The organism is Paenibacillus sp. J31R98 (assembly GCF_056269245.1).
Window position 1 is genome coordinate 1 of sequence record NZ_JBWDNO010000013.1, and the last position, 21,055, is coordinate 21,055.

Annotated in this window: 35 protein-coding genes and 1 rRNA gene; 2 read left to right on the forward strand and 34 right to left on the reverse strand. The window is 48.1% G+C overall.

Features of this window, described 5'->3' with window-relative positions; translation table 11 throughout:
• From AC0YNX_RS29535 to AC0YNX_RS29545, 3 genes are all read right to left on the reverse strand, one after another.
• Window positions 1–93 (reverse strand): 16S ribosomal RNA (locus AC0YNX_RS29535); the annotation flags it as partial.
• 230 nt (window positions 94–323) lie between these two features.
• Window positions 324–545 carry a hypothetical protein gene (locus AC0YNX_RS29540; protein WP_090583299.1) on the reverse strand — a complete coding sequence of 74 codons (222 nt, stop codon included), beginning with the start codon at window positions 543–545 and terminating at the stop codon, window positions 324–326.
• 102 nt (window positions 546–647) lie between these two features.
• Window positions 648–1,262, reverse strand: coding sequence for a stage II sporulation protein M (locus AC0YNX_RS29545; RefSeq protein WP_475819290.1), 615 nt, complete (start codon window positions 1,260–1,262; stop codon window positions 648–650).
• Between the two features lie 107 nt (window positions 1,263–1,369).
• Here AC0YNX_RS29545 and pdaB point away from each other — a divergent pair, with 107 nt between their 5' ends.
• Window positions 1,370–2,173: a polysaccharide deacetylase family sporulation protein PdaB gene (gene pdaB / locus AC0YNX_RS29550; protein WP_475819291.1), complete on the forward strand. Its 804-nt coding sequence runs from the start codon at window positions 1,370–1,372 to the stop codon at window positions 2,171–2,173.
• Window positions 2,174–2,182: 9 nt separating this feature from the next.
• Here the strand turns inward: pdaB and AC0YNX_RS29555 are convergent, their stop codons facing one another.
• Window positions 2,183–2,818: a KinB-signaling pathway activation protein gene (locus AC0YNX_RS29555; RefSeq protein ID WP_475819292.1), complete on the reverse strand. Its 636-nt coding sequence runs from the start codon at window positions 2,816–2,818 to the stop codon at window positions 2,183–2,185.
• Window positions 2,819–3,016: 198 nt separating this feature from the next.
• Between AC0YNX_RS29555 and gerD the strand changes: the two genes are divergently transcribed.
• Window positions 3,017–3,724, forward strand: coding sequence for a spore germination lipoprotein GerD (gerD, locus tag AC0YNX_RS29560; protein ID WP_475819293.1), 708 nt, complete (start codon window positions 3,017–3,019; stop codon window positions 3,722–3,724).
• A gap of 184 nt (window positions 3,725–3,908) precedes the next feature.
• Here gerD and AC0YNX_RS29565 read toward each other — a convergent pair whose 3' ends face one another.
• The 30 genes from AC0YNX_RS29565 to rplP form a co-directional block, all read right to left on the reverse strand.
• Entirely contained in the window at window positions 3,909–5,006 is a 1,098-nt protein-coding gene (locus tag AC0YNX_RS29565; RefSeq protein WP_475819294.1) for an Mrp/NBP35 family ATP-binding protein, read from the reverse strand.
• Between the two features lie 120 nt (window positions 5,007–5,126).
• Complete coding sequence (gene cwlD, locus AC0YNX_RS29570) at window positions 5,127–5,903, reverse strand: N-acetylmuramoyl-L-alanine amidase CwlD (RefSeq protein WP_475819295.1); 777 nt, start codon at window positions 5,901–5,903, stop codon at window positions 5,127–5,129.
• A 157-nt stretch (window positions 5,904–6,060) separates the two neighbouring features.
• Complete coding sequence (gene sat, locus AC0YNX_RS29575; RefSeq protein WP_475819296.1) at window positions 6,061–7,230, reverse strand: sulfate adenylyltransferase; 1,170 nt, start codon at window positions 7,228–7,230, stop codon at window positions 6,061–6,063.
• Window positions 7,231–7,297: 67 nt separating this feature from the next.
• Window positions 7,298–7,990, reverse strand: a complete 693-nt coding sequence (locus tag AC0YNX_RS29580; RefSeq protein ID WP_475819297.1) for a phosphoadenylyl-sulfate reductase — start codon at window positions 7,988–7,990, stop codon at window positions 7,298–7,300.
• Between the two features lie 146 nt (window positions 7,991–8,136).
• Window positions 8,137–8,529, reverse strand: a complete 393-nt coding sequence (rpsI, locus tag AC0YNX_RS29585; RefSeq protein WP_090986288.1) for a 30S ribosomal protein S9 — start codon at window positions 8,527–8,529, stop codon at window positions 8,137–8,139.
• Window positions 8,530–8,548: 19 nt separating this feature from the next.
• Window positions 8,549–8,986, reverse strand: a complete 438-nt coding sequence (gene rplM / locus AC0YNX_RS29590; protein ID WP_475819298.1) for a 50S ribosomal protein L13 — start codon at window positions 8,984–8,986, stop codon at window positions 8,549–8,551.
• A 268-nt stretch (window positions 8,987–9,254) separates the two neighbouring features.
• Window positions 9,255–9,995, reverse strand: a complete 741-nt coding sequence (gene truA, locus AC0YNX_RS29595) for a tRNA pseudouridine(38-40) synthase TruA (protein ID WP_475819299.1) — start codon at window positions 9,993–9,995, stop codon at window positions 9,255–9,257.
• A gap of 83 nt (window positions 9,996–10,078) precedes the next feature.
• The gene (rplQ, locus tag AC0YNX_RS29600; protein ID WP_116191445.1) at window positions 10,079–10,447 is read right to left on the reverse strand and encodes a 50S ribosomal protein L17; all 369 of its coding nucleotides are present in this window, start codon (window positions 10,445–10,447) and stop codon (window positions 10,079–10,081) included.
• A gap of 52 nt (window positions 10,448–10,499) precedes the next feature.
• Window positions 10,500–11,444 carry a DNA-directed RNA polymerase subunit alpha gene (locus AC0YNX_RS29605; RefSeq protein WP_112885743.1) on the reverse strand — a complete coding sequence of 315 codons (945 nt, stop codon included), beginning with the start codon at window positions 11,442–11,444 and terminating at the stop codon, window positions 10,500–10,502.
• 128 nt (window positions 11,445–11,572) lie between these two features.
• A complete protein-coding gene (gene rpsK / locus AC0YNX_RS29610; RefSeq protein ID WP_116191447.1) occupies window positions 11,573–11,968 on the reverse strand; it encodes a 30S ribosomal protein S11 in 396 nt (131 codons plus the stop codon).
• A 19-nt stretch (window positions 11,969–11,987) separates the two neighbouring features.
• Window positions 11,988–12,356: a 30S ribosomal protein S13 gene (gene rpsM, locus AC0YNX_RS29615; protein WP_090583270.1), complete on the reverse strand. Its 369-nt coding sequence runs from the start codon at window positions 12,354–12,356 to the stop codon at window positions 11,988–11,990.
• A 17-nt stretch (window positions 12,357–12,373) separates the two neighbouring features.
• Window positions 12,374–12,487 (reverse strand): 50S ribosomal protein L36, encoded by a 114-nt coding sequence (gene rpmJ, locus AC0YNX_RS29620; RefSeq protein WP_003333770.1) that lies wholly within the window; start codon window positions 12,485–12,487, stop codon window positions 12,374–12,376.
• Between the two features lie 45 nt (window positions 12,488–12,532).
• On the reverse strand, window positions 12,533–12,748 hold the full coding sequence (gene infA / locus AC0YNX_RS29625; protein WP_015847200.1) for a translation initiation factor IF-1: 216 nt from the start codon (window positions 12,746–12,748) through the stop codon (window positions 12,533–12,535).
• A 2-nt stretch (window positions 12,749–12,750) separates the two neighbouring features.
• Window positions 12,751–13,023: a KOW motif-containing protein gene (locus AC0YNX_RS29630; protein WP_475819337.1), complete on the reverse strand. Its 273-nt coding sequence runs from the start codon at window positions 13,021–13,023 to the stop codon at window positions 12,751–12,753.
• A 14-nt stretch (window positions 13,024–13,037) separates the two neighbouring features.
• Window positions 13,038–13,799: a type I methionyl aminopeptidase gene (map, locus tag AC0YNX_RS29635; protein WP_475819300.1), complete on the reverse strand. Its 762-nt coding sequence runs from the start codon at window positions 13,797–13,799 to the stop codon at window positions 13,038–13,040.
• The gene (locus AC0YNX_RS29640) at window positions 13,796–14,449 is read right to left on the reverse strand and encodes an adenylate kinase (RefSeq protein WP_475819301.1); all 654 of its coding nucleotides are present in this window, start codon (window positions 14,447–14,449) and stop codon (window positions 13,796–13,798) included. Before AC0YNX_RS29640 ends, map begins: the two co-directional genes overlap by 4 nt.
• 86 nt (window positions 14,450–14,535) lie before the next feature.
• Window positions 14,536–15,837: a preprotein translocase subunit SecY gene (gene secY / locus AC0YNX_RS29645; RefSeq protein ID WP_475819302.1), complete on the reverse strand. Its 1,302-nt coding sequence runs from the start codon at window positions 15,835–15,837 to the stop codon at window positions 14,536–14,538.
• Window positions 15,838–16,278, reverse strand: a complete 441-nt coding sequence (gene rplO / locus AC0YNX_RS29650) for a 50S ribosomal protein L15 (RefSeq protein ID WP_090583260.1) — start codon at window positions 16,276–16,278, stop codon at window positions 15,838–15,840.
• A gap of 81 nt (window positions 16,279–16,359) precedes the next feature.
• Window positions 16,360–16,545, reverse strand: a complete 186-nt coding sequence (rpmD, locus tag AC0YNX_RS29655) for a 50S ribosomal protein L30 (protein WP_090986308.1) — start codon at window positions 16,543–16,545, stop codon at window positions 16,360–16,362.
• 13 nt (window positions 16,546–16,558) lie between these two features.
• Complete coding sequence (gene rpsE, locus AC0YNX_RS29660) at window positions 16,559–17,056, reverse strand: 30S ribosomal protein S5 (RefSeq protein ID WP_090583257.1); 498 nt, start codon at window positions 17,054–17,056, stop codon at window positions 16,559–16,561.
• Window positions 17,057–17,087: 31 nt separating this feature from the next.
• Complete coding sequence (gene rplR / locus AC0YNX_RS29665; RefSeq protein ID WP_475819303.1) at window positions 17,088–17,456, reverse strand: 50S ribosomal protein L18; 369 nt, start codon at window positions 17,454–17,456, stop codon at window positions 17,088–17,090.
• 66 nt (window positions 17,457–17,522) lie between these two features.
• Window positions 17,523–18,065 (reverse strand): 50S ribosomal protein L6, encoded by a 543-nt coding sequence (gene rplF, locus AC0YNX_RS29670; RefSeq protein WP_475819304.1) that lies wholly within the window; start codon window positions 18,063–18,065, stop codon window positions 17,523–17,525.
• A gap of 30 nt (window positions 18,066–18,095) precedes the next feature.
• A complete protein-coding gene (rpsH, locus tag AC0YNX_RS29675; protein WP_090583251.1) occupies window positions 18,096–18,494 on the reverse strand; it encodes a 30S ribosomal protein S8 in 399 nt (132 codons plus the stop codon).
• 30 nt (window positions 18,495–18,524) lie between these two features.
• On the reverse strand, window positions 18,525–18,710 hold the full coding sequence (locus tag AC0YNX_RS29680; RefSeq protein ID WP_090583249.1) for a type Z 30S ribosomal protein S14: 186 nt from the start codon (window positions 18,708–18,710) through the stop codon (window positions 18,525–18,527).
• Between the two features lie 22 nt (window positions 18,711–18,732).
• Window positions 18,733–19,275, reverse strand: a complete 543-nt coding sequence (gene rplE, locus AC0YNX_RS29685; RefSeq protein WP_132491099.1) for a 50S ribosomal protein L5 — start codon at window positions 19,273–19,275, stop codon at window positions 18,733–18,735.
• A 31-nt stretch (window positions 19,276–19,306) separates the two neighbouring features.
• The gene (rplX, locus tag AC0YNX_RS29690; RefSeq protein WP_112885755.1) at window positions 19,307–19,660 is read right to left on the reverse strand and encodes a 50S ribosomal protein L24; all 354 of its coding nucleotides are present in this window, start codon (window positions 19,658–19,660) and stop codon (window positions 19,307–19,309) included.
• Between the two features lie 46 nt (window positions 19,661–19,706).
• Complete coding sequence (gene rplN / locus AC0YNX_RS29695) at window positions 19,707–20,075, reverse strand: 50S ribosomal protein L14 (protein ID WP_090583243.1); 369 nt, start codon at window positions 20,073–20,075, stop codon at window positions 19,707–19,709.
• Window positions 20,076–20,116: 41 nt separating this feature from the next.
• Complete coding sequence (rpsQ, locus tag AC0YNX_RS29700; protein ID WP_126011527.1) at window positions 20,117–20,380, reverse strand: 30S ribosomal protein S17; 264 nt, start codon at window positions 20,378–20,380, stop codon at window positions 20,117–20,119.
• Between the two features lie 49 nt (window positions 20,381–20,429).
• A complete protein-coding gene (rpmC, locus tag AC0YNX_RS29705; RefSeq protein WP_090583239.1) occupies window positions 20,430–20,630 on the reverse strand; it encodes a 50S ribosomal protein L29 in 201 nt (66 codons plus the stop codon).
• Window positions 20,620–21,054 carry a 50S ribosomal protein L16 gene (rplP, locus tag AC0YNX_RS29710; protein ID WP_090583237.1) on the reverse strand — a complete coding sequence of 145 codons (435 nt, stop codon included), beginning with the start codon at window positions 21,052–21,054 and terminating at the stop codon, window positions 20,620–20,622. The genes rpmC and rplP overlap by 11 nt, the downstream gene beginning before the upstream one ends.
• Window position 21,055 lies beyond the last annotated feature (1 nt).

A 21,055-nucleotide genomic window follows, 5' to 3' on the forward strand; every position in this document is an offset into this window, starting at 1 on the left:
TAACCTTGTCCCGAAGGACAAGATCCGCTCGACTTGCATGTATTAGGCACGCCGCCAGCGTTCGTCCTGAGCCAGGATCAAACTCTCCATAAAAGTGATCCGAAGATCATTTATGAATTCGCTTGTTAGCTCATTCAAAAACTAGCTTGTTTTAAGACCTTTTGACAGGTCGCTCATTGTTCAGTTTTCAAGGAACAAAATGTTTCGTTTTTCGCTTGTCTGCCGTGTGTCTCAGCGGCGACTTGATTAATATATCACACCGCCCACAAACAATGCAACACTTTTTTTGATATTTTTTATTCACATGTGAATGACGCTGAAAATCAGCGGTATGTACGCATATTTAGCGCATAACGGGATAGCTCTTTCGGAGAGGCCATGCGGGCATACATCCTAAAAATCACTTTATAACGTTTAGCAATCGCAGTCTTGATATCACCGTCTAGCCGGGAATCGTTCAAATCGAGCAGCATTTCGTCGAGTTCTTTGCGGAGTACATAGTCAAGTTCTTTACATTCTTTGTCGTTGAACAATATTCCGAGCATAACGTGTTGCGGCCTCCTTCATTAACTAGCCGATGCAAAACGGCGGTCTCGCATGTCACGAAACCGCCGCTTTATTGTTATGCACAAAAATTGGAAATTTTATTACCTGCCTAATAACCAGACCGTTACGGTACTCTCGATTATCGAAGCAAGAGCAAGCATCACTGTAAGTAAAACCATGACTGGCAGTGTACGCATCACGAACCGCTCGAGCTCCTGGGACCATCCTGACCGTCTCGTTAGAAGCGCACCGATGCCCTGAAGCATGATTTTGCCAAAACGGAGTCCGTATGCACATGCAATAACAATCGCGGCCAGCTCAATAATGCCATGAGGCAGAAGTCCCTTGAAGATAATCGTAAATACCTCATCCCCACCCTGCTCGGCTGTCTTGTGAATTAAGTAGCCGATGATCATCCCATTGATCGCCAGAAAGATAATGGGCACGATGCCGAAGATAGCGCCTATGTACATGACCAATATCGCTTTAATAACGTTATTGAAGAAAATAAACATCATTAAGTAGACGGTTGGATGGCCGCTGGAGTCGATATTTTGTGCAATATCCTTGAGCCCGTTCAGCTGACCCTGAACAAACTCATCAAGGTCCGGATTCGTCGCCCCTATAACCATGCCAGCAAGCAGAAAGATCGTGCTGAATGCAATATAATGCCGCATCGTCTTCAAATGGCGGAATATCTCTGTTGGGGTAAACATGACGCGTCACCTCTTTAAGCAGATTTTGGGCCGAGCTGTAATAAGTTTATGGTACGAGCATATCTTGTACTAGAACAAGCCTAATTAGAGGGGAGTGGAAGAAAATAATGAACATGTTTTATGTGATGAATGGACGAAAGTTAAAGCGTTATTTTCTATTAACGGTTGGGATTATCTTTGCTGCGGGCGTAATCTACGCTGAGAAGGACAATATTACGGTGTTTGCTCCTGATCAGCCGGCTGCCATCTACAGTGTTCCGACGGATAAGAAGGTTGTTGCGCTTACGTTTGATATTAGCTGGGGAGAAAAACGGACAGAGCCAATCCTTGAGGTGTTGAAGCAAAAAGGGGTTAAGAACGTTACATTCTTCCTCTCCTCCCCTTGGAGCCAAACACATCCGGACATTGTTAAGAAGATCGTCGATGCAGGGTATGAAATCGGAAGCCACGGCCATAAGCATGGCAATTACAGCACGTTCAGTGATGAGGAGATTCGAACTCAGATTGAGACGGCTCAAAATATTCTTACGCAGGTAACTGGTAAAACGCCGAGTCTCATTCGTATGCCTAACGGTGATTTTGACAAACGGGTGCTTCGTATTGCGGAACAAATGAATTATAAAGTGATTCAGTGGGATACGGATTCGCTCGATTGGATGAACATCGGTACGGATAAAATCGTTAACCGCGTCGTTAGCAAAGCTCATCCTGGCGACATTATACTGATGCATGCCAGTGACTCGGTAAAACAAACACATGAAGCGCTGCCGGCCATTATCGACCAGCTGCGAAGCAAAGGATATGAATTCGTAACTGTATCTGAGCTCATTGCTCAAACGGAGCTGCAAGGCAAAACGGTGCAGGATAAAACAACGATGTTCCAGCAGCTCGACGCTTCAGCAGAAAATTAATACGTTCAATTAAACGGCTGGTTTCGCATTTGATGCGGAATCAGCTGTTTGCTCTTTACGGACAAGACGGTGCAGCAGCAAAATTTGATAAGCGTTGCATGCAAACATTGGCACGACCATGAAGATCATTGCGTTCACGTTGGCTCCCTCGCCCTGAAGCGCCTTCCAGGACTCAATTACTGTAACTACAATCTGCAGGAACAATGTTGGAATGAAAGCATTGTTATTCGTCAGCTTGGATTTGTAATAAGCAACTCCATAAGCAGCAATCGCCAGGCCAAGCGGCAATACCCAGAAAATCCAGTCATTATTCAAGGCAGCACGATCTTGGTACAGCAAATATCCAACGCCACCTAATGCAAATAATGCAGTATATGCTTGCAGCGCATTCCATAGGTAACCTTTGCGCAGGACGCTCAGCGCTATGTAATTCAGCGTCAGGTACGAGAAGAAGCCCATTTGGCTGAAGGCACCGAATAGCAAGCCCACTAGCGCCATCATACCGGCATTAAAGCCTACCGCTTCCACGCCGATAAATCCGAATGAGCGGTCGGTCCACTGCATCAAGCTTCCAACAATGGTCGTTACTACAGCGCCTACTGCCATTGTGCTCCAGAATAAGAAAAACCATTTTCGTAAATTCACGTTAATTCAGCTCCTAGACAATTTGTGCGAAAGCGCATCCGAACCGTTCAAACGGCCCGATTTTCACGCAACTTTAATTAATCTTCATTGTACCATGCCACTTTTAAAAAGCTACGTTCCGTCCATGATAATCCGATGAACATTGTCACATACTACAGCTAGAAAAATGCGCATTTCCAGAAGGGAGACAGTGCCATTATGCTCAAACGTTTGTCATGGGTTGGTGTCATCGCCATCATAGCATCGTTGCTATCCGGTTGCGGATCCGAGCCATCAAGCTCGTCAAGCGAGCCAATCAGCTATAAAGACATGAAATCGATGGTAATCGACATACTTAAAACAGAGGATGCCCAAAAGGCGCTTCAGGAATCAGCTTCAGCGACTACAGGCAATACCGGCAGCAGCGCAAGAATTCTATCCGTACAGGATCAGGAGCAAATGCGGTTGGCTGTGAAGGAAACACTCGTATCACCAGATTACAACAAGACCATTGAGAAATTAATGACAGATCCACGATTCGCCGGCGAGTTTGCCAAGTCAGTCAATAAGCAGAATAAGCAAATTCACAAAGATTTGCTTAAGGATCCGACTTATCAGAAGGATCTTATTCAAGTCATGAAGAGCCCTGAGATGGATAAAATGATTCTGGAAGTGCTGCAAAGCACCCAATATCGCAAGCAAGTCATGTCGATTATGACGGAATCCATGCAAAGCCCGCTGTACCGTTTGGAAATTCTCGATCTGCTCAAAAAAGCAGTTCAAGAAGAACTGAAGCCGAAACCTGATGAGAAAGTAACCAAGCAAAAGGATAGCGGCGGCGAAGGCGGCGGTGATCAAGGCGGCGAGGGTGAAGGCGAAGGAGATGGCGGTGACGGTATGGGTGATTCCGGCGGTGGCGGTGGTTGATAACCTCGGGCACGCTTGTCGATCGATCGGAATAAGTGGATAAGTTCAGTGGATAAGTATTAAAAGAAGGTTCAAAAGCATCAAAAGAAGTGTCCAAAGATAAAAGAAGCCAACATCTTATGCACAGTTGTGCAGATGTTGGCTTCTTTGTGTTAAGTGGCGTGGCGCGAGGTCGCTACTTAGCTTACGCTTCGCACTTCGCGATAACTGCGTCTGCCACATCCAAATAGATACGGCCTGTGTCTGTATCGGCTTTATAGACCGATGGCGCAAAATCCTGCTCTGTCGCCAAGTTGTCCGGCGCACCGAGCGGAATTTGAGCGAGCAGATCGGCATTCAGCGATTCAGCCAGTCTGCCGCCACCGCCGCGGCCAAACACGTACTCGTGCTCCCCGCTCTTGCTGATGTAGTAAGACATATTCTCAACGATACCTATAATTTCGTGTTCGGTCTTGATGGCCATGGCGCCAGCACGGGCAGCAACGAAGGCCGCTGTCGCATGAGGCGTCGTGACGATGATTTCCTTGCTCTGCGGGATCATCTGATGGACATCAAGCGCGACGTCTCCAGTACCCGGAGGCAGATCCAGAAGCAGATAGTCCAGCTCGCCCCACTCAATCTCAGCAAAGAAATTGCGGAGCATCTTGCCGAGCATCGGTCCACGCCATACGATTGGTGCGTTATCCTCGACGAAGAAGCCCATCGACATCACTTTGACGCCGAATTTCTCGATCGGGATTACGCGCTCGTTCACGACCTCCGGGCGTTCTTCGATGCCCATCATATCGGGCACACTGAAGCCGTAGATGTCGGCGTCGATAATGCCGACACGTTTGCCCCTGCGGGCTAAGGCGACCGCGAGATTGACGGTCACCGTGGACTTGCCGACGCCGCCCTTGCCACTGGCGATGGCGATGAAGTGCGTCCCGCTGCTTCCGCTCAGCAGCGTGTTCGCCTCAAGCCCGGCCCCGTGACCACGTACGGGGCCAGCGCCCGCGCCTGCGGCAGCTGAAGCGCCGGCTGCGCTAGCGCTGCTCGCCGCCTGCGGCGCAGCTTCGCTGGCACGAAACCGGCAGTGCACGGTTTCGGCGCCAGCTGCGGCGAGCGCTTCGCGCAGGCTCGCCTCAAGCGCGCGCTCCGCGCTCGCGGCTGCACCGATGACCGTCATCGAGACGTGACGGTCCTTCACTACAACATCACGGAAGGCAATCTGCGTGCCTTCCCCTTTATAAGGAGCCGCCACAGACTCGGCGGCTTCAATTACATTCTCACGGGTCAACATGTATTCTCGTCTCCTCTTGTCCCTGTTTTCATTCCTGGTACAGCTAAAGGACATGTACTGGCTCTATTATAACAAGACAAAGCCCACCATCCAACCTTAACCGTGCATAAAGACAAGCGACTAGCTCGTCTGTCCCTTTGGCGCTGCTCCCCATTTCTCGCCCGCTGTGAAGCGCAGGACCCCTTGATAGATCGATGCGGCCACTTTCTTCTGATACCCCGCATCCGCCAGCCTGGAAGCCTCTCCTGGGTTCGATAAGAAGCCCACCTCGACAAGCGCACTCGGCACATCCTTCATCGCCTTAAGCAGGTAGATGCTATTCACCGTTGCCGCCATTCGGTCCGTGTTGGCAAGATTACGCCGAATCTCATCCTGAATAAGTGAGGCTAGAACCGCATTCTCCGGTAAACTCGGATAGAAGAACGTCTGTGCACCGGACCATTTTGGCGATGGGATGCTGTTCATGTGGATGCTAAGCAGTAAGCTTGCGTTCTTATCCTTCACAAACTGTGCTCGTTTCACCAAGTCCTCTGTTTTACGCCGGCTTATCTTAGAGGTTCCTTCATTCGCAAGGTCGTAGTCGCCTTCTCTGGTCATGACAACAATGGCGCCGGCTTCCTGCAGATAATCACGAAGCTGCAGAGCGATCGCAAGATTCAGGTCTTTCTCCACGAGTCCCTGCTTACTGACAGCTCCTCCATCTACACCACCATGACCCGCATCAATCGCAATCACCTTACCGGATAAGGGTAAAGTCCAATACGTCCAGGTACGCGTAGCCGGTACTTCCTGCGTCAGCAGAATGATTGTCAACATAACAGCCACGATGCCTAACGTGATTCGTACTGCACCGCGATAAGTGATCCAGACGACGAAGCGTTTCCGAACTCTGGTCATACAACAAGCCACCCCAATCTCCATCCGATGATCATGCACAGATTGTCCTGTGCTCTTTATCATCCTATGGGACGAGATGGCCTGTTATGCGCTCTCCTAAGCAAAAACGCCTTTGCCGTCTTATGACGACAAAAGCGTTTGGTGCGGCCGTTAACCTCTATTTATTCACAGGCTGCTCCGACATGCCTTCAATGAGAATCTTAGCAACCTCTGGACGGGAGAATTCCGGCGGCGGGCATACGCCATCACGCAGCAGCGCACGGACTTTCGTACCAGACAGTGTTAGATGATCTGCATTGTCGTGCGGGCACGTCTTGCTCGATGCCATGTTGCCGCACTTCGTGCAGAAGAAGCTGTGTTCAAAATAAAGTGGAGTAATGCCCAGTTCATCCGCTGTGAACGAACGTAGCAGCTCCTGCGCTTCATAGGTACCGTAGTAGTCACCTACACCAGCGTGGTCACGACCAACGATGAAGTGCGTGCAGCCATAGTTTTTGCGAACCATCGCATGGAAGATCGCTTCACGAGGGCCTGCATAACGCATAGCTGCCGGGAATACGCCCAGGAATGTACGGTCAGCTGGGTAATAGTTCTCGAGCAGTGCGATATAGCTCTTCATACGTACATTCGCTGGAACGTCATCGGACTTCGTTTCGCCAACGAGCGGGTTCAAGAAGAGTGCATCTACGATTTCCATCGCACACTTCTGAATATATTCATGAGCACGGTGAACCGGATTACGAGTCTGGAAGCCAACGACTGTGCGCCAGCCCTTCTCTGCAAAGATCTGTCTCGTCTGAGATGGATCAAAATAAAACTCGTTAAACTTCTCCGGCACTGGACGGTTCAACACTGTAATCGGACCACCTACATAGGTAGAAGGACGCTCGAGGAGCTTCGCTACGCCAGGGTGCTCGAGATCATCAGTCTTAAACACGTTCACAGCTTCATGCTTCTGATCAACGCTATAGATGCTCTCGATATCGATTACACCGTACAACGTGTTGTCTTCGCCAATAAGTGCTGCACGCTGCCCAACGGACAGCTCAGATGCCTTTACCTCTTCTACGGCAAGCGTAATTGGAATACTCCATACGGTACCGTCTGCAAGCCGCATACGCTCAACAACCGAGCGATAGTCTGCTTCATTTAAAAAACCTGTAAGCGGCGAGAACGCGCCTACGCCAATTAGATCCAAATCCGAAATTGCCCAATTACTCACGATAATTGCTGGTAACGATGCTGCTTCTGTTAAAAGTGCTTCGCGTTCGACGCCTGTCGCGATTCGGTTGACGAGTACGCCGCCATGCGGATTAATGCTGGTCATGTATGGCCTCCTGTAATAGGGAGTTTGACGCAAGTCAAACTCTCACTGCTAATGGTCATTCTGCTTTTTATTTGTGCAATCCGCATTCCGTTTTCTCTTGGCCCGACCAACGTCCTGCGCGAGGGTCTTCACCTGGCATTACTTGGCGTGTGCAGTATTCGCAGCCAATGCTTGGATAGTGGTTGTCGTGAAGCGGATTGTAGTACACGTTGTTCTCGCGGATGTAGTTCCAAACATCTTCAGAAGTCCAATTCGCAATCGGATTGAATTTAACCAAACCAAACTTCGTGTCGTACTCAATCTTCTTCGCATTCGCACGAGTCGGCGCTTGGTCACGACGGATACCTGTAATCCAAGCTTCATACTTGGAAAGGATCTGAGTGAGCGGATCAACTTTACGGATGTTGCAGCATTGCGTTGCGTTCGACTTCCAAAGCTCCTCACCGAATTGTGCTGCTTGCTCTTCAGGTGTAAGGACCGGCTTTACTTCTACAAACTTCAGGTTGTAGATCTCCTGCATCTTGTCGCGTGTCTCATATGTCTCTTTAAAATGGAAGTCCGTATCCAGATAGAAAATATCCGTATTCGGGCTGATCTTCTGCAGCATGTCAACCAGCACGACATCTTCCGCACCAAAGCTGCATGCAAATGTAATGTTCGGGAATGTTTCTACAGCAAATTTCAGGATCTCCTGTGGCGTAGCCGTTTCCAATAACTCTGCTTGCTCTTTAATAAGCGCTTCTTTTTCGAAAAGATTCATGGTGATGCCCTCCATCTCTAATTCCTAGTAAACTAATCTACATTAAATTATACGTCCAATATTCAAATTGTTCAATATTTATAAATACGCAAATAAATGAAAAATGCCTTCTCCGCATAAGCAGAGAAGGCATTGAGCAATAAATATTAACGTTTCGAGAATTGTGGAGCACGACGAGCTGCTTTAAGACCGTATTTCTTACGCTCTTTCATACGTGGGTCACGAGTCAAGAAGCCAGCACGTTTCAAAGCTGGACGGAATTCTGGATCAGCTTTAAGCAATGCACGGGAAATACCGTGACGGATTGCGCCAGCTTGACCGGAGATACCGCCGCCATGTGCGATAACCAAAATGTCGTACTTGCTTGCAGTCTCAGTAAGAGCAAGCGGTTGTTTAACGATCAGCTTCAATGTTTCCAAACCGAAGTAATCATTCAGGTCGCGTTTGTTGATAATGATTCGTCCTTCACCCGGCACGAGACGTACACGTGCTACAGAGTGTTTACGACGACCGGTTCCATAGTATTGAACTTGTGCCATGAAACTGTCCTCCCTCTAATTAACCGCGAAGTTCGTAAACTTCTGGATTTTGTGCTTGATGCGGGTGTACCGATCCTGCATATACTTTAAGCTTAAGCTTCATTTTGTCGCCAAGGCGATTCTTAGGAAGCATACCATGGATAGCTTGTTCCAGAACGTACTCTGGTTTGTTCTTGATCATATCTTGGGCTGGAGTAACTTTCAATCCGCCTTGATACATCGAGTGACGGTAGTACATTTTGTTTTGCAGCTTCTTACCTGTCAGGTGGATCTTCTCAGCGTTGATAACAACTACGAAGTCACCAGTGTCAACGTGAGGTGTAAATTGTGGTTTGTGTTTGCCGCGAATCAGGGCTGCAGCTTCGCTCGCAAGGCGGCCAAGCGTTTTGCCTTCTGCGTCAATGACGTACCATTTGCGTTCAACTTCATTTGGCTTAGCCATATAGGTAGTGCGCATGGATGTTCCTCCTTCTTCATTCAAACAATCGGTTCATGTATGATGTTACGTGACCTTTAGAGATGATGCTGAATCGACCATCGGTCTCCTCGAGCCAATCATCTGTAAACGGCTCGATTACTATTCTAAATACTAATTTTAGACGGCGATCTCAGTCGGGGCTGTGGGAGAGCCACTAAGAAAGCACAAGTTATATTCTACTACAACGAATAGGCAAGTGCAAGTGATTTCTTTGGACACGATCCATGTGAAGAGCTGGTAATGCTCGTCAATTCTCGTATTCCACTTCCCACAAAGTGAGACCGTGAGCCATAGCCGTAGGTCCTGCCTTAGTGCGGTCTTTCGCAGCCAGAATACGGACAACATCGTCCACAGTCCATTTGCCTTCTCCGACTCGTAGAAGAGTCCCTACAATGATTCGTACCATGTTGTACAGGAAGCCATCACCCGTAATAAAGAGATCTAGCTTCCCGTCGCTCTCGTCTAACCGCGCTTTGATTACCGTTCGCACATGCGTGCGTTTCGTCGATCGTTGCGATGCGAATGACGTAAAGTCATGCTGACCAACCAGCTTCGCAAGCGCAACTCTCATATCCAGAAGTCGAAGAGGCATGGGATAATGAAACCGGTAATGCCGTTCAAATACATCTGCAAACTTGTTCGTATCAATGGAGTATCGATACGTCTTCCGTTTAGCGCTATAACTGGCGTGAAAATCAAGGGGAACTTCATCCGCACTCAGCACAGAGATATCATCCGGCAATCTGGAATTGAGCGCGAGCGCCCACCGATGCACCGGAATTGGAGAAGAGGTCTGGAAGTTAATAACCTGCCCACGAGCGTGAACACCGGCATCTGTTCTTCCTGACGCTGTAATATCTACGTTTTCCCCTGTTAACACGACAATCGCCTGCTCCAGAATATCTTGAACTGTATTACCGATCGGCTGTGTCTGAAAGCCATGATAGGTCGTGCCTACATAGCTGATGACCATCCGAATGTTTCTCATCCCCAAATCTCCTCTTTACCCAAGATTTCAACCCAAACCATGGGCAACAAAAAAAGGTGGCCGCAAGGTCCACCCTTCGTTTGCTACGCGCGGTCTACCAGTTCCAAGTAAACCATAGGCGCCGCGTCACCGCGACGAGGTCCTAGTTTCAAGATACGCGTATAGCCGCCTGGACGCTCCGAGTAGCGAGTAGCCAGTTCGGAGAACAATTTTTGGATTGCATCTTGCTCACCTGCAGCAAGAGACTCACGGCGAACGAAAGCTGCTACTTGACGACGCGCGTGAAGGTCACCGCGTTTAGCAAGCGTGATCAGCTTCTCAGCGATTGGACGAAGCTCTTTCGCTTTCGCCTCAGTCGTTTGAATACGCTCATACAAGAACAAGTCAGTAACGAGATCGCGGAACAATGCTTTCCGGGAGCTAGCGTCACGGCTCAATTTTGAATATGCCATTCGAATTTCCCCTCCTTAAAACAGTCTATAGACCTCTAGTCTGCGCTGCTTTTTATTCTTCCATGCGGAGGCCAAGACCAAGTTCTTCAAGCTTCTCTTGAACTTCTTCCAAAGACTTGCGTCCGAGGTTACGGACTTTCATCATGTCTTCTTCCGTCTTCGTGATCAGCTCTTGAACGGTATTGATACCTGCACGTTTGAGACAGTTATAAGAACGCACGGACAGATCGAGTTCTTCGATCGTCATCTCGAGCACTTTCTCTTTCTTGTCTTCTTCTTTTTCAACCATGATCTCAGCATCTTTCGCTTCGTCAGTCAGACCAACGAACAGATCCAGATGCTCAGTCAAAATTTTGGCGCCGAGGCTGACTGCCTCTTCCGGACGAATGCTTCCGTCGGTCCAAACTTCAAGTGTGAGCTTATCGTAGTTAGTCACTTGACCAACACGAGTGTTCTCAACTGTGTAGTTCACACGAGTAATCGGCGTGTAGATCGAATCAACAGGGATGACGCCAATTGGCTGATCTTCCCGTTTGTTCCGATCTGCTTGCACATAACCGCGTCCACGATTAGCGAATACTCGCATGTGGAGACGTGCACCGGAGGCCAGCGTCGCGATATGAAGATCAGGGCTTAAAATCTCGACATCGCTGTCTGCGCGAATATCGCCAGCCGTAACGTTGCCTTCGCCTTCCGCATCAATTTCCAATACCTTCTCTTCGTCGGAATGGATTTTTAACGAGAGGCCTTTGAGATTCAGGATGATTTCGGTAACGTCCTCCATCACACCTGGAACCGTAGAGAACTCATGAAGAACACCGTCGATTTGAACAGATGTTACCGCTGCACCAGGCAGCGACGACAACAGGATTCTACGAAGGGAATTCCCAAGCGTTGCTCCATATCCGCGTTCAAGCGGTTCTACGACGAACCGTCCGTACGTGCCATCTTCATTCAGTTCTACGGTTTCGATTTTCGGCTTTTCGATCTCAATCACTAATAGAACCCTCCCTCAAAACGTCGCTCCGTTACCATTATCGCGAATGTAAGTCAAATCATGTAGTATGGCAAACCTTCACAACCATTATTCACAAGTTGGATTAATTTGATACCACAAAATTTGGACTATACGCGACGACGTTTTGGCGGGCGGCATCCGTTATGTGGAACCGGAGTTACGTCTTTAATAAGGTTAACTTCTAGACCAGTTGCTTGAAGCGAACGAATTGCTGCTTCACGACCAGCGCCTGGGCCTTTAACCATTACTTCGACTGTCTTCATACCGTGTTCCATTGCCGCTTTAGCTGCGGATTCTGCAGCCATTTGAGCTGCGTAAGGCGTGCTCTTACGGGAACCTTTAAAGCCGAGGTTACCCGAGCTTGCCCAAGAAATCGCGTTTCCGTGCGGATCTGTGATCGTTACGATCGTATTATTGAACGTCGAGCGAATGTGCGCTACGCCAGAGTCAATATTTTTACGGTCACGACGTTTCGTACGCACCACTTTTTTTGGTTTAGCCATTATCGGTTATCCCTCCTTCTTATTTCTTCTTGTTCGCTACAGTCCGGCGAGGACCTTTACGCGTACGAGCATTTGTTTTAGTCCGTTGACCACGAACCGGAAGACCACGACGGTGACGAACACCACGGTAGCAACCGATCTCGATCAGACGTTTGATGTTAAGCGAGATCTCACGACGAAGGTCGCCTTCCACTTTAACAGTCTTGTCGATTGTTTCACGAAGTTGGCTAACTTCATCTTCAGTCAGATCGCGTACACGAGTATTTTCGCTAATACCAGTCGCTTCCAAGATCTTGTTAGCAGTAGTTCTGCCAATACCGAAGATGTATGTCAGAGCGATGACAACGCGCTTATCACGCGGTAAGTCTACACCAGAAATACGTGCCATGTATCGTTATCCCTCCTTTATCCTTGTTTTTGTTTGTGTTTCGGATTTTCACAAATAACCATAACATTGCCTTTGCGGCGAATGACTTTACATTTCTCGCAAATCGGCTTGACCGAAGGTCTTACCTTCATTGTGATTACCTCCCGATATCTTTCGTGGGTAGACCGCTAAGCAGCCTACTTCCGATAGGTAATGCGTCCTCTAGACAAATCATAAGGCGACAACTGAATGACTACTTTATCTCCAGTCAGAATGCGGATGAAGTGCATTCTGAGCTTGCCCGATACATGAGCGAGAATCTGATGTCCGTTCTCCAGTTCAACCTTGAACATAGCGTTAGGTAGTGGTTCAATAACCGTACCTTCGACTTCAATGACGTCTTCTTTAGCCAAAGTCAGTCTCCTTTCCCTTGCAAAGCCTTCTGAATAGCATAACGCAATTTTGCGTTCGTTACACGGCCGGTTTCCCGCATGCTGTCAGCCACTTCTGAACTGACGACCGGTTGCATCAGAAGATGCAGTACGTTCTTCTTCTTCGATTGATCGAAGCGCCGCTTGTCACCGTCTGCTACAAGAACAAAACGTTCATCCAGAACCTGAATGATAACGGCATATGAGCCTGCGTCTTTACCCCGAAGCACCTTCACAAGGCGGCCGATCTCCGGCATATATTCCAATGCACTCAACCTGCCTGCTCCCTGGATAGGGTTAATATTTCGCAGCCATCTGCAGTTACAGCCACCGTATGCTCAAAGTGAGCACACCATGAACCGTCTTCTGTAACGACTGTCCAATTATCCCCCAGCGTACGCACATATCGCTCACCGATGTTGGCCATCGGCTCAATCGCCAGAACCATTCCTGGTTTAAGACGAGGTCCGCGATCGGGTAATCCGTAGTTCGGTATTTGCGGTTCTTCGTGCAATTCTGCACCAATGCCATGCCCCACAAATTCACGAACAACAGAGAAACCAGCAGCTTCGATCACTTGTTGAATCGCATGCGAGATGGTAAACAAACGAACATCCGGCTTCACGAGTGCGAGTCCAGCATACAGTGACTGCTCTGTAATGTCGAGCAGTCGCTTAGACTCTTCACTTATCTCGCCCACACCATAGGTCCAAGCGGAATCGCCATGATAACCCTTATACTGTGCGCCGATATCAATGCTGATGATGTCGCCATCGTTCAGCTTGCGTGGTCCAGGAATGCCGTGTACCAGCTCATTGTTTACAGAGGCGCAGATGCTGGCAGGAAATTCATTGTACCCTTTGAAAGAAGGTATGGCGTCCTGACTGCGAATGTACGATTCAGCAATTTCGTCCAAATCACTGGTTGTTACACCAGGACGAATCGCTTGTTTAAGCAGTTGATGCGTTTCCGCAACAATTTGACCAGCTCTTCTCATATATTGCAATTCCGACTCGGATTTGCATATGATCATTCCGCTGTTCCCCGTAGGCAGCTTACGATTTCAGCCGTAACTTCGTCGATTTCTTTCTCGCCGTCTACTTCACACAAAACGCCTTTGCTCGAGTAGTACTCAAGCAGCGGAGCTGTTTTGGAGATGTATTCGTCAAGACGCGTGCCTACTTTTGCTTCCGTATCGTCTGACCGCTGATACAGCTCACCGCCGCATTTATCACAAACGCCTTCTTGCTTCGGCGGGTTGAACATAACATGGTAAGTGGAGCCGCATGATTTACAAATGCGACGACCGGTCAGACGCGCAAGCAGTAGACCGCGGTCAACCTTGAGGTTAACGACGTGATCGATACTGCGTCCCATTTCAGCCAACATCCCGTCCAGTGCTTCAGCTTGTTGAAGCGTGCGTGGGAAACCGTCAAGCAGGAAGCCGCTGTTGCAATCCTCTTGTGCAAGGCGATCACGAACGATGCCGTTCGTAATTTCATCCGGAACCAGTAGACCTTGATCTACGAATTCTTTTGCCTTCACACCAAGCGGAGTGCCTTGCTTCATTGCTAAACGGAAAGCATCGCCAGTGGAGATATGAGGTACTTTGAAAGTATCAACAATGCGTTCCGCCTGTGTGCCTTTACCTGCTCCTGGAGGGCCCATGAATAAGATGTTCATTAGCGTGTTCCTCGCTTTAAACATAATAGGCTCGGCCGGGTCCCGCCACATGCTACATGCGCGGAAGCCCGCTTGCGAACCTACAGTTATTTATTGATAAACCCTTTGTAGTGGCGCTTGATCAATTGCGTCTCGATCTGCTTCATCGTATCCAGTGCAACACCGATTACGATTAGCAGCGAGGTGCCGCCCAGCTTCACGTCACGAGGCAGATCTGCGAGCGTACCGAACAGAACCGGTAAGATCGAGATAAGCGACAAGAAAATCGCACCGCTGAGAGTGATTCGCGACATGACGCGTGTAATGTAGGAGGATGTCGGTTTACCAGGACGAATGCCTGGGATGTAACCGCCATTCTTCTTCATTTGATCAGCCATCTGCACCGGATTGATTTGCACAAACGTGTAGAAGAACGTGAAAGCGACAATCAGAATTACATACAACACCATACCAAGTGGTTTGTCATACGGCATGTGTTCTTGAACCCATTTTGCCCATGAGTGAGTCGACCAGAAGTTCGCGATCGTAATCGGGAACATCAGAAGCGATACTGCAAAGATTACAGGAATAACACCTGCACCGTTTACTTTGAGCGGAATGTGAGTCGATTGACCACCGTACATTTTCCGACCAACAACGCGTTTAGCGTATTGAACCGGAATTTTACGAATCCCTTGTTGAACAAAAATAACTCCGACTACGATTGCAATGATTGCAACGATAATCGCAACTACCTTCATGATGTTGAGGAAAAGCGAACCTTGCACATCCACGAACTCTTGTTGATAAATCGAACGAGCATGTGAAGGAATTCTAGCTACGATACCGGCGAAGATCAGGACCGAAATCCCGTTACCGATGCCTCTCTCTGTGATTTGCTCTCCGAGCCACATGAGGAAGGCAGTTCCTGCCGTAAGGATTATCGCAATCATAATATAATCCGTAGATGTTGCATTCGGAATCATATCAAGCGAATATAGCCGATTAAAACCGATCGCTGTACCGAAACCTTGGACCAAACCAAGAATAACGGTACCGTACCGAGTAATTTGAGCAAGCTTACGTTTTCCGTTCTCGCCTTCCTTCGCCCATTCAGCGAATTTAGGGATAACGTCCATCGACAACAATTGTACGATGATCGATGAGGTGATGTAAGGCATGATCCCGATCGCGAAAATCGAGAACTGGAACAGTGCCCCACCGGAGAACGTATTAAGCAAACCAAACAACTCAGAACCAGCCTGATCTGTTTGCGTAAATACATCTTTGTTAACACCAGGAACCGGGATAAATGAACCGATCCGGTAAACCAACAAGATGAACAGCGTGAACAGGATCCGTCTGCGAAGGTCTTCCACTTTCCAAATGTTAGACACGGTCTTGAACAATTAGATCACCTCGGTTTTACCGCCGGCAGCCTGGATTTTCTCTACCGCAGATTGAGAGAACTTGCTTGCTTTTACCGTAAGCTGAACAGTGATTTCGCCATTACCCAAGATCTTGATTCCGCTCTGTGGGTTCTTAACGATACCTTGCTCAAGCAGTAGCTCAGGAGTTACTTCTGTGCCAGCTGCAAAGCTATTCAACTCATCGATGTTCACAATCGCATACTCTTTACGGAACGGGTTGTTAAAGCCGCGCTTAGGCAAACGACGGTACAATGGGTTTTGACCGCCCTCGAATCCTGGGCGAACACCGCCACCGGAACGAGCATTTTGACCTTTGTGACCGCGACCTGCAGTTTTACCGTTACCGCTACCGATACCACGGCCTTTACGGAATCCCTCTTTACGAGAGCCTTCAGCTGGTTTGAGATCATGCAGTTTCATCGTGCGTTGCACCTCCTTAATGTTTTGCGCTGTCTTGCGACATCACTTGTTACTACAATATTGCTGCGCCCTGTATGGCGATTAAGCTTGAACTTCTTCCACTTTAACCAAGTGGCTGACATGAGTAATCATGCCACGGATTGCCGGGCTGTCACTGTGGACAACCGATTGACGAATTTTGCGAAGACCAAGCGTAGCAACAGTCGCACGCTGCTTCTCGTTACGACCGATCAGGCTGCGAACGAGGGTGATTTGCAATTTTGCCATCGTATTCTCCTCCTTAGCCCAAAAGCTCTTTCACGGTTTTACCACGAAGTTTAGCAACGTCCTCGGCACGTTTCAGACGGGAAAGTCCTTCCAGTGTCGCGTTAACCATATTCATGGAGTTTGAAGAACCAAGCGATTTGGTCAGAATGTCACCTACACCTGCAAGCTCAAGAACGGCACGAACCGGTCCGCCTGCAATTACTCCAGTACCTTCAGATGCTGGTTTAAGCAATACGCGGCCAGCGCCGAAGTGTCCAAGTACTTGGTGTGGAATTGTTGTTTTCACGAGTGGTACATGAATCAGGTTCTTCTTAGCGTCTTCGATACCTTTACGAATTGCATCAGGTACTTCGCCCGCTTTACCGATTCCTGCGCCAACATATCCTTTACCGTCGCCTACAACTACCAGCGCGCTGAAGCTGAAACGGCGTCCGCCTTTTACTACTTTCGCTACACGGTTGATTTGAACTACTTTTTCAGTAAGTTCCAATGCATTTGGATCTATACGCAAGTCGAGTTACCTCCTTCATAAGTATTATCTTTTAAAATTCAAGACCTGCTTCACGAGCTGCATCAGCCAGTGCTTGAATTCTTCCGTGGTACAAGTATCCGCCGCGGTCAAATACGATTTTGTCAACGCCTTTCGCTTTAGCGCGAGCAGCAATCACTTCACCGATTTTGCGAGCAGCTTCAATGTTTCCACCGTTGCTGAATTGTTCTGCAATTTCTTTATCGAGCGTAGACGCAGAAGCGACCGTTACGCCTTGTACATCATCAATCAGTTGTGCATAGATGTGCTTGGAGGAACGGAATACAGAGAGACGTGGACGCTGCGTAGTTCCGCTGATTTTCTTACGCACACGCAGGTGACGTTTTAGACGTGCTTTGTTCTTATCGCCTTTTGTAATCATTCGTTGTACACTCCTTTCTCAGTCCTTATGAAGCTATCCGATCAAGCAGCGCGGTTAAGCAGCTGCTTATTTCTTCTTACCAGCTTTACCTTCTTTACGAAGGATACGCTCGCCTTCATACTTGATACCTTTACCTTTATACGGCTCAGGCTCACGTACGGAGCGGATCTTCGCAGCAGTTGCACCGACGAGTTCTTTGTCGATACCTTTTACGATGATCTTCGTGTTCGAAGGTACTTCGAACTCGATGCCGCCCTCAGGCGTAATTTCTACTGGATGCGAGTAACCAACGTTAAGTACGATTTTCTCGCCAGTTTTGTTTGCACGGTAACCAACGCCTACTAGCTCAAGGTTCTTAACGAAGCCTTCAGTTACACCACTAACCATGTTAGCGATGACGCTGCGAGTTGTACCGTGCAGGGAACGATGCAATTTATTGTCAGAAGGACGCTCAACAGTAACGACGCTGTCCGCAACTACCACTTTCATATCCTTGTGAAGTTCGCGGCTCAGTGTACCTTTAGGTCCTTTAACAGTGATTACGCTGTTGTCCAGGTCAATGTTTACACCACCTGGAACTTGAATTGGTTTACGGCCAATACGAGACATTGTTACACCTCCAATCGTTGTGACAGTTAATTACCAAACGTAGCAGACAACTTCGCCGCCGGACTTAACTTGGCGAGCTTCTTTGTCAGTCATAATTCCTTTGGATGTGGAAATGATCGCCATTCCCAAGCCACCCAGTACGCGAGGCACTTCAGTGCTCTTCGTGTAAACGCGCAGACCCGGTTTGCTGATGCGTTTCAGCCCCGTAATTACACGCTCTTGGTTCGGGCCGTATTTCAAGAAAATACGGATAATCCCTTGTTTGCTATCTTCGATAAACTCGGCATCGCGGATAAAGCCCTCGCGTTTCAAAATTTCTGCGATTTGCTTCTTAACTTTAGAAGCAGGCATTTCTACGGTCTCATGACGCACAACGTTTGCGTTGCGAATGCGTGTAAGCATATCTGCGATCGGATCAGACATAACCATTGTGTAAACCTCCTTCCCGAACTAGGCTGATTACCAGCTTGCTTTTTTAACGCCAGGTATCTGGCCTTTGTATGCTAATTCACGGAAACAAATCCGGCAAATTTTAAACTTTTGCAAAACGGAATGCGGACGGCCGCAACGTTCGCAGCGTGTGTAAGCCTGCACTTTGAATTTAGGTGCACGTTGCTGCTTAACCTTCATCGAAGTTTTTGCCACTTGGTATTACACCTCCTGTGGATTACTTCGTAAACGGCATGCCCAATTGGGTCAGCAGTTCACGAGCTTCTTCGTCCGTTTTTGCCGTCGTGACGATGACGACGTCCATACCACGAACTTTATCAACTTTATCATACTCGATCTCCGGGAAGATCAGCTGCTCTTTCAAGCCAAGTGTGTAGTTACCACGGCCATCGAACGCTTTGTTCGAAACACCGCGGAAGTCACGCACGCGTGGAAGAGTAACGTTGAACAGTTTATCAAGGAAGTAGTACATACGCTCACCGCGCAGTGTTACTTTAACCCCGATTGGCATGTTTTCGCGAAGTTTGAAACCTGCGATCGACTTTTTCGAACGAGTTACGACAGGTTTTTGACCAGCGATCAAGCGCATATCTTCAACAGCAGCGTCCAGTACTTTGGAGTTCGAAACAGCTTCACCAACACCCATGTTGATAACCACTTTCTCGATCTTCGGCACTTGCATCACTGTTGTATAGTTGAACTTCTGCATCAGAGCAGGAGTGATTTCGTTAAGAAAACGATCTTTCATTCTTACTGCCATGTAACGTGAACCTCCTTTCCGTATCGGTCAATTAATCAATAACCTCGCCGGACTTTTTAGCGATCCGGACTTTATTGCCGTTATCAAGCACTTTGTAACCGATCCGAGTTACTTTACCGCTCTTAGGATCGATGTGCATAACGTTGGAAACATGAATCGCCGCTTCTTGCTCGATAATGCCGCCTTGCGGATTAGCTTGCGAAGGACGAGTATGTTTCTTCACCATATTGACGCCTTCGACGAGAACGCGGTTTTGACGTGGATACGCTGCAATAACGCGGCCTTTTTTGCCTTTGTCTTTACCCGTAATGACCATAACCGTGTCGTCTTTTTTAACGTGCAATTTATTGTTGTGAGATTCCAACACTTTTTTCAACCGTGGCATGAGTTACACCTCCTGCGTGCCCTGCGCTTTGAGCGCAAGATACTAATTAGATAACTTCCGGAGCAAGCGATACGATTTTCATGAAGTCGCGGTCGCGAAGTTCGCGAGCTACTGGTCCGAAAATACGTGTGCCGCGCGGGCTCTTGTCTTCTTTTACGATTACAGCTGCATTCTCATCAAACGCGATGTACGAACCGTCTTTACGGCGAACCGCACGTTTAGTACGAACGATAACCGCTTTTACTACGTCACCCTTTTTGACAACGCCACCGGGTGTTGCTTGTTTGACGGAGCAGACGATCAGATCGCCGATGTGGCCTACACGACGTCCAGTACCACCTAGTACACGAATGCACATCAGTTCTTTCGCGCCGGAGTTGTCAGCGACGGCCAAACGCGTAAATGGTTGAATCATTTCAACGTCCTCCTTTCGAGAAACTGCTTCTTAAAGCATTCTTAGAAAATAACAGCTGCTTCAACGATCTCGACTAAACGGAACCGTTTATCTTTCGAAAGCGGGCGAGTTTCCATGACTTTGACGACATCGCCGATCTTAGCCTGGTTATTCTCGTCATGTGCTTTGAATTTTTTCGTATATTTAATACGTTTGTGGTACAGGTCATGCTTCTTGTATGTTTCAATGGCAACTACAACTGTTTTGTCCATTTTGTCAGACACGACTTTACCGATTAGAACTTTGCGCGCATTACGTTCGCTCATGTTCATCCTCCTTCCATACATTCGTTATCGGTTCACGGCTATAAGCAGATTAGCTGCTAATTCCGAGTTCTCTTTCACGAAGAACGGTTTTGGCACGAGCTATGTCCTTACGAACATCGCGGATGCGAGTTGGGTTTTCCAATTGGCCGGTAGCCAATTGAAAACGAAGGTTGAATAGCTCTTCTTTGAATCCAGCGACTTTTTGTTCGAGTTCAACAGAGGTAAGGTTGCGGAAATCGTTAGCTTTCATTTGCTTCACCACCCACTTCTTCGCGTTTCACGAACTTCGTTTTTACTGGAAGCTTATGTGCTGCAAGACGCATTGCTTCACGAGCGATCTCTTCAGATACGCCAGCAAGCTCGAACATTATTTTGCCCGGTTTTACGACAGCAACCCATTTTTCTACGTTACCTTTACCGCTACCCATCCGAACTTCAAGAGGCTTCTGAGTGATCGGTTTATCTGGGAAGATCTTAATCCATACTTTACCGCCACGTTTGATGTAACGAGTCATCGCGATACGCGCTGCTTCGATTTGACGGTTAGTGATCCATGAAGGCTCAAGTGCTTGTAGACCGAATTCGCCGAATACTACTTCAGCGCCGCCTTTTGCACGACCTTTCATGTGACCGCGTTGTTGTTTACGATGTTTGACACGTTTAGGTACCAACATG